This window comes from Paraflavisolibacter caeni (genome assembly GCF_025628885.1).
In the GTDB taxonomy this organism is placed as follows: Bacteria; Bacteroidota; Bacteroidia; order Chitinophagales; family Chitinophagaceae; genus Flavisolibacter; species Flavisolibacter caeni.
On the sequence record NZ_JAOTIF010000026.1, the window covers coordinates 55914 to 68825 of the forward strand.

The following is a 12912-nucleotide window of genomic DNA, read 5'->3' on the forward strand; positions in this document are numbered from 1 at the left end:
CAAAATTATCTGACTGCGTTCCAATTTCGTGTTTTGGAAACAAGTTATTTATACAAACATAGTTCGGTTTATTTAATTACGCACCCTGCGTTTTCTTTCTTTCTCAGATGATTCTGCCACTGCCACCATACTTCTTACAGGTTGTGAAATGGATTCTACGGAAGCAAAGGGCACCTGAACCAACTTACCATCAGGCATTTCTGCAATATATCCCACCAGGTTTGCGGCCAAAGGTATCAATAAGGTGTTTGCCTGTAACATATTACTACCATTAGCTATTTTTTGGGTTTTGCTGACGCGCAAATAATTGGTCATGTTTTTATCTGGAACTGCAGGTGCCGTTTTTACCGTTGGATTGACAAATGGAAACGGATCAATAGGACCGCCACTGGTATAAACGCCAAAATGAAGGTGAGATGCTGTATGCTTTGCATTGCCTGTATTACCCACAAGACCTAATGTTTCTCCTTTCTTGACCTCTTGCCCTTCTCTTACCAATTGCTTATCAAGGTGGGCATAATAAAGGGTTATATTTTTATCAGGAAGTTTCAGCCAGACCACTTTACCTCCTAAACCTCCTTCCTTTACGCCAGTAACGATGCCATCTGCTGCCGCAACAACCGGGGTACGCTTTGGAGCAAAAATATCAATGCCTTCATGCTGGCGGTTTCCACCACCCCTGCTGGCACCCCAAAAACTTCCGGTTTTTACTTTGTTGCCGCTTACAGGAAAACCTATGGAAGGACCTATCGAAGCAGACAAACTATACGCACCTGAGCGGAAGAGCTCAGGCTGCAGTCGTACAATGTAATTTCCTGCTTCTTCAACATAATAACTGAATTGCGACCTGATCGTATCAGCAGAATAGACAAGGGAAGTCCCTTCACCTTCCTGTTTGAAAATATCAACATAAAGAGTAAACGGCACACTGCTCCTCTTGGTCAGCATAAAATTGAGTTGTTCACCATGCCTGGCATTAAACTTTAATCCAAGCGCACGGGGTCTGTCACTCCCAAAATACCCATTTTGCCGGTATGGAAGCTCCACTACTTGTGCGTCCTCAAGGGCAGTTTTGGAAGCAGCCAGCCATTGCCGGCCTTCCGGCGTCTCTTCCATGTCTGTTTTATCCAGCTTTTTAACATATTCTTCGTGCGGCGATTTTCTGCCAAAAATACCTGTGGGCTTACAACCAGGACCAACGGCGGCTAATAAGAAAAGGGCAGCTATAGTATTTCTCATAATAATGGCTGCCATCAGCAAAAAAAAAGCCGGAAATTCAGAAAAGAACGATAAGACGCCCTCAAATATGGATCAACATACCGCTTACGTTCCCAACATTTTACATTTTAAATTTTATAGGCTCCATTTAACATTTCTTCTGGTATAATTTTTTAATATAACTATATAAACAAACAATGGATACCACTCCTGTTTGGAAGACTAATGCACAGGAAATATTCTTTCCTTCACTTGCTAATGACATCACTGTTGATGTTGCTATTGTTGGCGGTGGCATTACAGGTATTACTGCAGCCTATCTGCTTTCCAGCGCTGGAAAAAGAGTGGTAGTATTGGAATCCGGGAAAATCGCAAATGGTTCTACAGGCCATTCCACAGGAAACCTGTATGCACCGGTCGGTAATGATGGTCTCCACTCACTAAAATCAAAGTGGAGCGAGGATGTTATGCGCCAGGTCGTAACTTCCAGGGCTGAAGCTGTTGACTTTATTGAGGCAACAATAAATGAATTGAATATCGAATGTGATTTCAAACGGGTACCGTGGTGCCTGTTCGCAGAAAAAAGTGGCAATAAATCCTATGTGGAAGCAGAACGCAAAATGGCTGAAAAGGCTGGCCTGACCATTTCAAACGAGGTGCCTTTAAATTTACCTGTTGAAACAGGCTTTTCCATTCTCAACCAGGCTCAGTTCAATCCTTTACAATACACTTCTTCCCTGGCTCAGAAAATTCAATCGGACAACTGCCAGGTCTATGATTTCACCAAAGTTACCAATGTCAAAGAAGGCGAAACCTGCACCGTCGAAACCAATGGCGGAACCGTAACGGCCTCACAGGTGATCATGGCTACGCATACTCCAAAAGGAATTTATCTGGTTCATACGTCAATGGAACCTTACAGGGAATATGCAGTTGCCGTGATTTTGAACAGCGATTACCCTCCGCCCGGTATCTTTTGGAATATGTTAAGCACGCAGCACTACTCGCTCCGCACATATGACACTCCTGACGGAAGAATGCTGATAGTTATAGGTGAAAGCCACAAAGTAGGTACCAGGGAATGGAACAATGAATGCTTTCAAAAACTGGAAGGCTTCCTGAGGAGAAAATTTGATGTAGCGTCTATAGAATATAAATGGTCTGCACAGCAATATAGATCCTCAGATGGTTTACCGCATATTGGCATAAGTACCGGAAATAAAAAAACCTATATTGCTACTGGCTTTGCCGCAGATGGACTAACCTACGGCACATTGGCCGCAATGATCATTTCCGACCAAATTCTTGAAAGAGAAAATAAATGGAGCAATACCTATAAAGCTGGACGTCTTACGCCTGTTGCTTCCTTTACGAATTTTGTAAAGGAAAATGTAAGCGTCGGCTTCCATTTGGTAAAAGACCATCTGACTAAAAAAGAGGCCGAACAGTTTGATCAGGTACGATCCAAAGAAGGCAAGATCATGACGGTAGATGGTAAAAAATGTGCCGTACACCGCGATGAAGAAGGCAACCTCCATGTAGTTTCTGCCATTTGCACCCACTTAGGCTGCGTGGTACACTGGAACTGGAACGAGCAATCCTGGGATTGCCCCTGCCATGGCAGCCGTTTTACCGTCGACGGCGAAGTCATTGAGGGACCCGCCATAGCCTCATTGAAAAAAATAACGATTACTACCGAATCCCGCTAGTAACAACGATACGCCATACGATCATCCCTCCTCATTCACCAATAACTCATCAATTATTAATAAATAATTTTTAATCACTCGTTGTTCCTCATCATCCTAACAGAAAATCCAACGCATCCTCCTTCCCAATTTCTCTCTTCAATGTGTTCCCCTGTTCATCACTCTGAAACAACACGCCTGGTACATCTCCTAAGTACTGAAGTATCCCCTTCGAATACTTCAATGCCGTACCTTCAGGCAAACCTACTACAGGTACACCAGGATTCATTTTTATAAACTCTTCCAACCGTTGATCCCTTGTTTCACCATGAAAACTTTCAGGCTTTTGATTGAGATAATGCGGGTTGAGCTGGAAAGGCAGTAATCCTAATGCCGAAAAGCTCTGGGGCTGTATGATAGGCATGTCATTCGTGGTTCCAATAGTTAACCCGGTAAGATTTGCTCCGGCACTCCAGCCAACATAAGGCATTCCATTCTTAACCCGGTCACGTATAACATTGAATAATCCTGATTGATATAGATCATGTAGCAACTTAAAAGTATTACCGCCACCAACCATGATGACATCAGATCCTTCCAAAACCTGTTCTCCGCCATCTTCTTGCACAACCTGTATTTCTAAAGGTAAGTGGGACAAGCCCTGGCGCACCATGGAACCATATTGCTCATAATCTCTGTCCACTGATGCAAACGGAATAAATGCGACCTTCAATATTCGAGCACCGAGGAAATCTTGAATAAGGGGTGCCGCATGTTCTAAATACCCGCTGTTCCCGGCACGCGAACTACTTATTGCCAATAAACTGACCATACAATAATAACTGTTGGATGCCAAAGGTATAATTGTATGATCAATATAAGCTTTCTTGATTATATCCGTCATTTGTTTTCTTGAGGATGTTGATGGAACTTTATTAACTTATAAAAACAAAATTCTTTTGTATGGAAAACGAAAACTTTGTCGAAAATCTGGCGACTCCATTAAGTCATAATGCATCTGTGAAATCTGTATTTGGAGAACCGATTGAGACACAAGGAAAAACAATTATTCCTGTAGCACAAGTTGGTTATGGGTTTGGAGGTGGCTTTGGTCAGAAACATAAGAATCAATCTGAAAAGGATCCTTTAAACAATGAAAAAGGAGCAGGCGGTGGCGGTGGTTTATTTGCAAGAGCAAAAGGCGTATATGAAGTGACGCCACAGACAACCAGGTTCATTCCAGCGGTAAATTGGAGCCATTTAATGATTGCTGCTTTGGCTGGTTTTTTCATTAGGGGGTGGCTGACCAAAAGGTAAAACTAAAGGGTCATCTATATTTTCATCTCTAAACAACTTCCAGGACATGCCTGGCATGCATTTTTATGTTTTTTTCGGAACTTTGTTGTTATGAAAATCTCCTTTGGAGTATTGCTTGCTATATTTTTCGTACTAGGCACAAAAGCACAGGAAACGAAAGATACGGTCCTCATTTTTTTTCCTTTTGACCAGTCAACCCTTACCCACTCTGCCCGTAGAACATTGGACTCATTGATTACTGCTTTCAGGAACAATCCTCCTTCAGCACAACTGGCAATATATGGCCACTGCGATAGCTTGGGGTCGAATGCTTATAACGATAAACTCTCCAATGAAAGAAGCAATGTTGTGCATAACTACTTGCTGAATCACGGTCTTACAAAAACAGCAATCAGCGAGGTGCAAGGTCACGGAGAAAATAGGCCCCTGAACGACAATAGCACACCGGAAGAGCAACAAATAAATAGAAGGGTCGAATTAATATGGCCCTCAAAGAACGAGCAATCCAATGCCCACATAACAGCAAAGGATACTGTCATTGAGTTTTCTAAAGAAGTGGTAGATACAGTAAAAGAAGGACAAACCCTGCGCCTCCGGAATATTAACTTTTATGGCGGAAGTCACCAGTTCTTACCAGAGGCAAAACCAGCGCTTGATGAATTACTGGACGCCATGAAACGCTACCCGGAACTGGAAATTGAGATCCTTGGCCACATTTGTTGTCTGCATGGAACAGGCACTGACGGTGTAGATTTCGATGCGGGTGATAGGAACCTTTCCATCAATAGAGCCAGGGCCGTCTATGACTATCTGATCGAAAATGGTATCGATAAAAACCGGATGACTTATAAAGGTCTTGCTGCAACTATACCTTTGGTATATCCGGAATATTCGGAAGCCGACCGTACTTTAAACCGGAGAGTAGAAATAAAAATTGTGAAAAGATAGCTTGTATAACATAGCTGCATCATCAGTCCTGGAATTTACAACCACTGTTTTCACAATTTCTGCTTTATTTTCGCCCCGCTCGTAAAAACGGTGGAATAGTAAAAGACTGCTCATGGATGATCTTCAACCTGAATTAAGAACGGTCGACATAACACGCTATGTAACCCCTCTTCGTGAAGGTGGTTCTCTGCCCGCTATAGTGGAAGCAGATGATAGCTTTTTATATGTACTCAAGTTCCGCGGAGCAGGCCAGGGCATCAAAGCCTTGATTGCTGAACTGATCGGCGGGGAAATTGCACGGGCAATAGGTCTAAGGGTACCTGAAATTGTGTTTGCTACAGTTGATCCTGCTTTTGGCAGAACAGAACCGGACGAGGAGATCCAGGACTTACTGAAAGCAAGTGAAGGTCTGAACCTGGCATTGCACTACCTCTCGGGGGCTATCACCTTCGACCCTGTAGTTACCAGGATTGATGCAACTCTGGCTTCCAAAATTGTATGGCTCGACTGTCTGATCACGAATGTGGACCGCACCTGTCGTAATACCAATATGCTCATGTGGTATAAAGAACTTTGGCTCATCGATCATGGTGCCTCTCTCTATTTTCACCATGCGCCACAAAACTGGGAAGAACATTCCCGCCGTCCTTTTACTGCAGTAAAAGATCATGTACTACTGCCATGGGCCAGCGAATTAGAAACAGTAAATGAATCTTTACTATCTATTCTGACACCTCAGCGCATCCGCTCTATTGTATCATTGATTCCGGATGAGTGGGGTGAAAAAGCATTTGGAAAAGCAGAGGAAGCCCGCAACATCTATGAACATTTTTTATCCAATCGTTTATCCATTACTGAAAATCTGATAAAAGAAGCACAACATGCAAGAAAAGCACTTATTTGAATACGCTGTCATCCGCGTTGTGCCAAGGGTTGAGCGGGAAGAATTTATGAACGTTGGCATTATTCTTTACTGCAAGAAACCCAGGTTCTTACAATGCCTGTTCCATTTGAACAGTGAACGGCTCCAGGCCTTTAGCCCAGCTTTGGATATTAGCGAGGTGGAACAGTACCTTCATTCCATAGAAAGAATTTGTGCAGGATCAAAAGATGCCGGCCCCATCGGCAAGCTCGACGTAGCATCACGCTTCCGTTGGCTAACAGCCACCCGTAGCACCGTAGTCCAAACGTCCAAAGTGCATCCGGGTTTCTCTACCGACCCAAAGGAAACCTTACAACACTTATATGGGCAGTTGGTGCTATAGGCAAGCTATTTTATAAGTTGCTTCCCTTTATATCATTATATGAGATTCCTACCCTTCCCAAAGCCCTTCCTCAATTACTTCCAACAAATTCTGATCAGGATCATGAAAATAGAAGGACCGCAAACCGCCTTTCCACTCATGCTCATGCAGAATTTGAATACCTGATTCCTTTAACTTTTTAAGTGCTATTGGATATTCATCCCGGGCTACCTCAAACGCAAAATGGATACAACCCGAAGCACCATGCGGAGGCAACTCCTTTTCCTGTAAAGTCTGCGCCGCAATAAAACAAAGCAATACCGATTCTCCGGCCCTGAAAAACACATGCCGGTTTTCAACAAGCGAAATCAATGGCAATCCTAAAAGATCGGTATAAAATGCCTTGGTCCTGTGCAAGTCCGTTACATAAATGCAGGTTTCTTTGATCCGGCTGATGTTCATACTTGTAAGTTAGCACCATGCCGGTAATCTGAAGGCGACAATCCAACTTCTTTTTTGAAAAACTTGCCAAACGTGGATTGGTCAGGGAAGTTTAAAAGATTCCCTACCTGCTGAATAGTTAAACTGGGATCTTTCAACAACGCCTGCGCTTCTACTGCAACAGCGGCATCGATCCATTCACCTGCCGACTTACCCGTTACATATTTAACTGTTTCAGTCAAATATTTGGGCGTTACAAACATCTGGTCAGCATAAAACCGTACACCCCGCTCCTGCTTAAAATGACGGAACAACAGGTTATGAAACTGCCTGTTCAACTCCTCCTTTCTGGAAAGCTTTTTCTGTACCACCTGGAAATGCTTTTGATAGATAGCTTCAAAATCATGTAGCAATACCACAAGCAGGTTCCCTGTTATCTCTTTTCTGAAGGGATGACTCACCTCTTGGAACCTTCGCCAGATATAGATAAACAATTCTTTGAGCTGGTTAGCCTCAGATACATCCAGGTGCACCACCGGGATCGCATTCACATTGGAAAACTGGAAAGTATCCAGGATATGAGGATTGATATAATTGGCCGCAAGAAATCGCTTGGAAAAAACTATAAACCTGCATAAGAAATCTTCGCTCGTTTGAATCACGCGTAAAACTTGGTGTGGCGTAGTAATGATCATGGAATTCGCACCACCCTCATATACATTCAGGTTTACCTCCATCTTGGCCGTACCCCTGGAACAAATCCCAATGCTGTAACCATCAATGTGCATCGGCAAATCATGAATGCGCAGGAAATTTTGCTCATCCGAAACCAAAAAATCATTTGTGCTCCAGTCAAGCTGATAAATCTCTTTAATGTTTGCTATAGTAGTTTCTGTAAGCCTCGAAACAGCCATAACCAAAAATAACAACTAACCACCACTACCAATTCATTAATCCAAAATCCTATTATCCCACCCTCCACCACTCAGTACCCATAACATCCCTTTTTGACCAACATATCCGAAAAACTGACCTAAATACAGCCCCCTACTTTTTCACCTTTGGCATCTGATTCAAGACCTCCAAAAAATGAATATAAAAGATTACAGGTTTGTTTTTCTATTTCTATTGATGACGACCATCGCACATGCACAGCAATTTGATGAAGCCTTCAGGCACCTGGTCGAAAGTGCTTATGAAAAAAATGACTCTATCAAAGTCAATAACATTCGCATCCAACAGGCAAAAATTGACGAACAAACTACCCGTTATAATTATTTACCCCGATTGTCAGGCAACGCAACCTACACCCGGTTGAACGATGATATCATCTTTCCACAAAACCTTCAGGCTTTATTGTTAGGTGCACAGAGAGTTTTAGTGAAAGAAGGTGCAGGTATACCATTCAACAGCCAACTCCCTTCCTCAATAAAACTGCAGCCAGTACCTCCCGTTCAGGATAAGAACATCCTGAAAGTTACAGGCAATACCCAATGGGTTTTATTCAGTGGCTTTAAAGTGGAGAATGGTATCAAAGCGTACCAGCATCAACAAAAAGCAATCAGTTATGGCAATGAAAAACAGATGTCCAGGCTACTTATTGACATAGCCGACCTCTATGATAAACTGGCCCTTTTATATGCATCCGACAGTGTGATCAAAAGTTCGCAAGCTATCCTGGATGAACAAAGCCGTTTTGTAGAGGGCGCAATTAAAAATGGCTTAGCAACCCCGCTTGAACGCAAAAAAATCGAATTGGCACGCCAGAAGCTCCAGCTAAGAATTGTTGAAAATGAAGGCTCCAGGATCACACTGATGGAAAGATTACACCAGCTGACAGGTGTTGATTTCCCGACGCTGAGCAACCTGCATCCCAACCTCCGCCCCATGTTGTTAACTAATGATACCGCCATCGCTGAACGTCCGGAGATCAAATCATTAAATGAAGCGATCAAGGCTACACACTATAAAGAAAAAGCGGAATTGAGCGATTACATACCCAAACTGGCAGCCTTCGGCCAATACGAATTCAGGGATAAAAGCCTTTCGATGTTCGACCCTAGATGGTATGCAGGCCTGAAACTGCAATGGAACCTTTTTGACGGTTTTACTGCCCGCAACAATGCCCGTAAAGCAGCACTCGACAGGAAAGCTTATGAAGTTCAAAAGCAGGCAGTAGAAGAATTGGTTGAGCTGGGCCAGGCAAGATCCAGGCAGGAATTACGTACCGCCAACCAAAAGGTGAATATGGTAAACGCTCAGGAAGCCCTGGCAAAAGAAACACTGGACTTTGTCTCTAAACAATACAAAAATGGCCTTACCAATTTAACTGAGTTTTTGAATGCTTTAAATGACTTGGAAAAAGCTCGCTTCGATCTGCAACAGGCTTTTTACGAGCAACGCAAAGCAAGCCTGCAATTACTGGATGTGAATGGAACCCTATTAAATAATTTTTAATCAACTATAGGAATGCAAAAATCTTTTCAAATACTTCCGCTCTTACTCATGATCCTGGTCTCATGCAATAACAACAAACCTGAACAAAACATTGAAAACCAGGGTAAAGTAAAACAGGAAACAGTTTCAGTAGCACCCAAAATTGCTGGGCGCATTCAGGAAATTAAGGTGAGTGAAGGACAGCAAGTATACAAAGGCGATACGCTGGCCATTCTGGATGTACCGGAAATATCTTCAAAACTGCAGCAGGCAGAGGGCGCTATTGAAAGTGCCCGGGGACAGTTGAACCTTGCTTTGAATGGCGCCACTAGCGAGCAGCTGGACCAATTGCAAGGACAACTAGATGCCGCTACTGCCCAATTGCAATTCGCAGAACAGTCTTTTCATCGCATGAAAAACATGTATGAAGACTCCTTGGTACCAGCGCAACAATTCGATGAAGTGCAATCAAAATACAAAGCGGCAAATGCCCAAGTGCAGGCCCTGCAGGCAAAGAAACTGGAAGTGGTGAAAGGTACTCGTCCGGAAACCATCATATCGGCAAGAGGCCAGGTAGAAAGAGCTGTTGGCGCTAAAAATGAAGTATTGCAAGCTGCCAAAGAACGCTTCATCATCGCTCCTGCCGATATGACCATTGAAAGTATTGCACTCAAGAATGGAGAACTGGCAACACCCGGCTATACCATCTTCAATGGCTATCAAACCAGCTCTACCTACTTCCGGTTTACTATAAGCGAATCCAGGATCAATGCTTTTCATGTGGGTCTGACTGCAACAGTAAAAGTCCCCTACACTGAAAAAGTAATCAAGGGTAAAATAGCAAGCGTAAAACAATTACCCCGTTATGCCGACAACACCAGTACTTCCCCTAATTACAAAATTGGAGAAAGCATTTTCGAACTTAAAGTAGTCCCAATAAACGAATCCGACGCCTCTGGCCTCTATGCCAACTCCACCGTACTCCTCAACCCCAACCCTGCCCCCTAACCCATTCACCATTGCCCATTCACCATTCACAACATCTCCTTTCATGAAAAAATTCATATACCTGCTAAAGATCGAGTTCAGACGCATCTTCTCCAACGGCGTGCTGGTAGCAGTGTTCTTCGGAGCCCCTATCCTGTACGGACTAATGTTTGGGAACGTTTATAAAAAAGGCAAGATCACCGACATGCCCATTGCCGTGATTGATGAAGACAATACCCCAATGTCTGGCAAGATCATCGACGCATTGAACGATAATGAGAATTTAGCAGTAAAAAAGGTACAATACGATGCAGGCAATCTGGCAGCAGAGATGCCCTCTAAAAATTACATTGCAGTAGTAACCATTCCTTCTGGTTTTGAAGCAGACATCTATCAAAAGCGATATCCGGAACTCTTGGTGGATATCAATATGTCTAACCTGGTACCGGCCAATTTCGCCAGTCGCGGCATTCAGGCCGTTCTGGGCACAGTCAGCGCCGGAGTAGAAATAGAAGCCTTGAAAAAAGCCGGCACCGACCCGGTAAGCGCAGCTCAACGATACGAACCTTTTAAAGTGAATTATAACCGCCTCTACAACCCAGCTAGTAATTATATGGAACTGATGATGCCAGGTATTTTGGGTACTATATTGCAACAAGTTTTATTTTTAGGATTGGCATTGGTTTTTGCTCGGGACGTAGAGGACGGTTATTTTAAAAAATTAGCCATAGCTAATAAGTGGTCATTGTATCACATTGTTCTAAAAGCACTTCCATTTATCATACTGATCATTCCAATGTGGCTGATAGTGGCTGGCTTTTACCCTGTTTTCAATATAGAAATCCAGGTATTCACCTGGCCCATGGCCTTGCTGGTAACCATCTTCACATTCGCTTGTATGTTCATTGGCATGTTGTTTTCGCTCTTAGTACCCAACCAGCTAAGAGCTACGGAACTATTGATGGTCCTGGCAACACCCTCTTTCTTATTGAGTGGCTACACATGGCCAATGGAATCTATGCCCCGTCTTATTCAACAATTTGCCAACATGCTGCCTTTAACCCATTTTCTTGAAGGCTTTAGAAGAATAGCTGTTTATAAAGGCACATTTAAGGATATACAACCGCAAATGTCAGCCTTGGCGTGGATTACAGCCATTTGTTTTGTAATGATGGTAGCATTGCTGCAGATCAAAATAAATAAAGAAAGAAAGGTCGGAATACTGGCGTCCTGAAAAAGATTCTTTTATTTGCCGTTTCAAAAAGAAACCAACAAATAATATGTCTAAAGTTGTTTTGATTACTGGCGCCTCCAGCGGATTAGGAGAAAGCATCGCAAATCACCTGGTTCAGACAGGGTTTATTGTTTATGGAACCTCAAGAGACATAGAGCAGCAAACAAAAGCATTCCACGCAGTAAACATGGATGTTACCAGCGATCAAAGCATTCAGTCTGCCATCCACCAAATCCTTCAGCAACATAGCCGTATTGACGTACTGATCAATAATGCAGGCCTGGGCATTGCAAGCCCAATCGAAACTCTTTTAATAGATGATGTGCAAAGAGTGTTGGATACCAATGTTATAGGTCTTATCCGGACCACTCAGGCTGTGCTTCCCCACATGAGAGCACAAAAGTCAGGCACCATCATCAACATCAGCTCAATAGGTTCTGAATCAGGGTTACCCTACCGCGGTCTGTATAGTGCCAGCAAAGCAGCCGTAGATAGAATTACTGAAGCATTAAGAATTGAACTGGCTCCTTTCGGCATCCAGGCCTGTGTTATTCAGCCCGGAGGTGTAAAAACCGATATCAATAAAAACAGGATCAGGACCAGCTTGCCAGCTGGCAACATATACAAGGAAAGTTTCGACACTACCTACGCTCTGATTGATGAAAGTGTGGACAAAGGTTTAGACCCACAGGAATTTGGTAACCTGATAGAAAAACTGTTACAAACGCCAACCTTGAAAAGATGCTATCGCCTGGGCAAACCTATAGAAAAACTTTCCGTCATTCTGAAAAGAGTGCTCCCCTCTGCGACCTATGAAAAAATGATCAAAAACCACTATAAAATACCCACCCGCCCCTCCTGATTCCGGCATATTATTAGCGGCCAACTATTATAAACACCAACCATGGAAGAAAGAAAGCAAGATGAAACGATCAATCGGCCCGAAGGCGAACGTGCTATTGACGCCCCTTATCTGACCATTGACCTTCCTTCATATATAGACAAGATTAAAAATGAAAGAAAATGGAAGGAACGTGACCACAATGCCATAACAGTCTTCAAAGACGAACAATTAACCATTGTGCTTGTAGCCATGCATCCAAAAGCTGAAATACGAACCCTTCGTCCTGAACATCTTTGGACCGCGCAGGTTTTAACTGGTAGTATTCAATTGACCATAAATGAAAAGAAATCAACCCTGCAAAAAGGCCAGCTGGCTGTAGCACATGCAGGTCAGCATTATAACCTTCAGGCTATAGAAGAATCACTGGTATTACTAACTGTTGCCGGCGAGGAAAATGCAGTAGATGGTGTATAAGATGCTTGAAATGAATAAACCTATAGAAACATTTTACTGGTTATCAGTTATCGAAGAATGCCTAGAAAAAACCCGTTGTTT

General features: G+C 43.1%; 14 protein-coding genes. 10 read left to right on the top strand and 4 right to left on the bottom strand.

Going from position 1 to position 12912, the window contains the following annotated elements:
* Positions 1–72: 72 nt before the first annotated feature.
* The gene (locus OCK74_RS22865; protein WP_279299420.1) at positions 73–1239 is read right to left on the bottom strand and encodes a M23 family metallopeptidase; all 1167 of its coding nucleotides are present in this window, start codon (positions 1237–1239) and stop codon (positions 73–75) included.
* Between the two features lie 176 nt (positions 1240–1415).
* On the opposite strand from OCK74_RS22865, the gene OCK74_RS22870 reads away from it, so the two are divergent.
* Positions 1416–2927 (top strand): FAD-dependent oxidoreductase, encoded by a 1512-nt coding sequence (locus OCK74_RS22870; protein ID WP_279299421.1) that lies wholly within the window; start codon positions 1416–1418, stop codon positions 2925–2927.
* A gap of 91 nt (positions 2928–3018) precedes the next feature.
* Here OCK74_RS22870 and pepE read toward each other — a convergent pair whose 3' ends face one another.
* Positions 3019–3810, bottom strand: a complete 792-nt coding sequence (gene pepE, locus OCK74_RS22875; protein ID WP_279299422.1) for a dipeptidase PepE — start codon at positions 3808–3810, stop codon at positions 3019–3021.
* A 59-nt stretch (positions 3811–3869) separates the two neighbouring features.
* Here pepE and OCK74_RS22880 point away from each other — a divergent pair, with 59 nt between their 5' ends.
* From OCK74_RS22880 to OCK74_RS22895, 4 genes are all read left to right on the top strand, one after another.
* Positions 3870–4223, top strand: a complete 354-nt coding sequence (locus OCK74_RS22880) for a spore germination protein GerW family protein (RefSeq protein ID WP_279299423.1) — start codon at positions 3870–3872, stop codon at positions 4221–4223.
* 90 nt (positions 4224–4313) lie between these two features.
* Positions 4314–5171, top strand: a complete 858-nt coding sequence (locus OCK74_RS22885) for an OmpA family protein (RefSeq protein ID WP_279299424.1) — start codon at positions 4314–4316, stop codon at positions 5169–5171.
* Between the two features lie 112 nt (positions 5172–5283).
* Positions 5284–6075 (top strand): HipA family kinase, encoded by a 792-nt coding sequence (locus OCK74_RS22890; protein WP_279299425.1) that lies wholly within the window; start codon positions 5284–5286, stop codon positions 6073–6075.
* Positions 6053–6436 carry a DUF3037 domain-containing protein gene (locus OCK74_RS22895; protein WP_279299426.1) on the top strand — a complete coding sequence of 128 codons (384 nt, stop codon included), beginning with the start codon at positions 6053–6055 and terminating at the stop codon, positions 6434–6436. The genes OCK74_RS22890 and OCK74_RS22895 overlap by 23 nt, the downstream gene beginning before the upstream one ends.
* Before the next feature lie 48 nt (positions 6437–6484).
* Here the strand turns inward: OCK74_RS22895 and OCK74_RS22900 are convergent, their stop codons facing one another.
* The gene (locus OCK74_RS22900) at positions 6485–6877 is read right to left on the bottom strand and encodes a VOC family protein (protein ID WP_279299427.1); all 393 of its coding nucleotides are present in this window, start codon (positions 6875–6877) and stop codon (positions 6485–6487) included.
* Positions 6874–7770, bottom strand: a complete 897-nt coding sequence (locus tag OCK74_RS22905; protein WP_279299428.1) for an AraC family transcriptional regulator — start codon at positions 7768–7770, stop codon at positions 6874–6876. Before OCK74_RS22905 ends, OCK74_RS22900 begins: the two co-directional genes overlap by 4 nt.
* Positions 7771–7945: 175 nt before the next feature.
* Here OCK74_RS22905 and OCK74_RS22910 point away from each other — a divergent pair, with 175 nt between their 5' ends.
* Genes OCK74_RS22910 through OCK74_RS22930 form a run of 5 tightly spaced genes read left to right on the top strand, consistent with a single transcriptional unit; the run spans position 7946 to position 12831 of the window.
* Complete coding sequence (locus OCK74_RS22910) at positions 7946–9313, top strand: TolC family protein (RefSeq protein WP_279299429.1); 1368 nt, start codon at positions 7946–7948, stop codon at positions 9311–9313.
* 12 nt (positions 9314–9325) lie between these two features.
* Positions 9326–10300, top strand: coding sequence for an HlyD family secretion protein (locus OCK74_RS22915; RefSeq protein ID WP_279299430.1), 975 nt, complete (start codon positions 9326–9328; stop codon positions 10298–10300).
* Between the two features lie 43 nt (positions 10301–10343).
* Entirely contained in the window at positions 10344–11513 is a 1170-nt protein-coding gene (locus OCK74_RS22920; RefSeq protein ID WP_279299431.1) for an ABC transporter permease, read from the top strand.
* Positions 11514–11559: 46 nt separating this feature from the next.
* Complete coding sequence (locus OCK74_RS22925; protein ID WP_279299432.1) at positions 11560–12375, top strand: SDR family oxidoreductase; 816 nt, start codon at positions 11560–11562, stop codon at positions 12373–12375.
* 42 nt (positions 12376–12417) lie between these two features.
* Positions 12418–12831 carry a cupin domain-containing protein gene (locus OCK74_RS22930; RefSeq protein WP_279299433.1) on the top strand — a complete coding sequence of 138 codons (414 nt, stop codon included), beginning with the start codon at positions 12418–12420 and terminating at the stop codon, positions 12829–12831.
* Positions 12832–12912 lie beyond the last annotated feature (81 nt).

Coding starts and splice junctions, on each gene's coding strand:
- OCK74_RS22865 (WP_279299420.1), bottom strand. CDS start 1,239: ATGAGAAATACTATAGCTGCCCTTTTCTTATTAGCCGCCGTTGGTCCT.
- OCK74_RS22870 (WP_279299421.1), top strand. CDS start 1,416: ATGGATACCACTCCTGTTTGGAAGACTAATGCACAGGAAATATTCTTT.
- pepE (WP_279299422.1), bottom strand. CDS start 3,810: ATGACGGATATAATCAAGAAAGCTTATATTGATCATACAATTATACCT.
- OCK74_RS22880 (WP_279299423.1), top strand. CDS start 3,870: ATGGAAAACGAAAACTTTGTCGAAAATCTGGCGACTCCATTAAGTCAT.
- OCK74_RS22885 (WP_279299424.1), top strand. CDS start 4,314: ATGAAAATCTCCTTTGGAGTATTGCTTGCTATATTTTTCGTACTAGGC.
- OCK74_RS22890 (WP_279299425.1), top strand. CDS start 5,284: ATGGATGATCTTCAACCTGAATTAAGAACGGTCGACATAACACGCTAT.
- OCK74_RS22895 (WP_279299426.1), top strand. CDS start 6,053: ATGCAAGAAAAGCACTTATTTGAATACGCTGTCATCCGCGTTGTGCCA.
- OCK74_RS22900 (WP_279299427.1), bottom strand. CDS start 6,877: ATGAACATCAGCCGGATCAAAGAAACCTGCATTTATGTAACGGACTTG.
- OCK74_RS22905 (WP_279299428.1), bottom strand. CDS start 7,770: ATGGCTGTTTCGAGGCTTACAGAAACTACTATAGCAAACATTAAAGAG.
- OCK74_RS22910 (WP_279299429.1), top strand. CDS start 7,946: ATGAATATAAAAGATTACAGGTTTGTTTTTCTATTTCTATTGATGACG.
- OCK74_RS22915 (WP_279299430.1), top strand. CDS start 9,326: ATGCAAAAATCTTTTCAAATACTTCCGCTCTTACTCATGATCCTGGTC.
- OCK74_RS22920 (WP_279299431.1), top strand. CDS start 10,344: ATGAAAAAATTCATATACCTGCTAAAGATCGAGTTCAGACGCATCTTC.
- OCK74_RS22925 (WP_279299432.1), top strand. CDS start 11,560: ATGTCTAAAGTTGTTTTGATTACTGGCGCCTCCAGCGGATTAGGAGAA.
- OCK74_RS22930 (WP_279299433.1), top strand. CDS start 12,418: ATGGAAGAAAGAAAGCAAGATGAAACGATCAATCGGCCCGAAGGCGAA.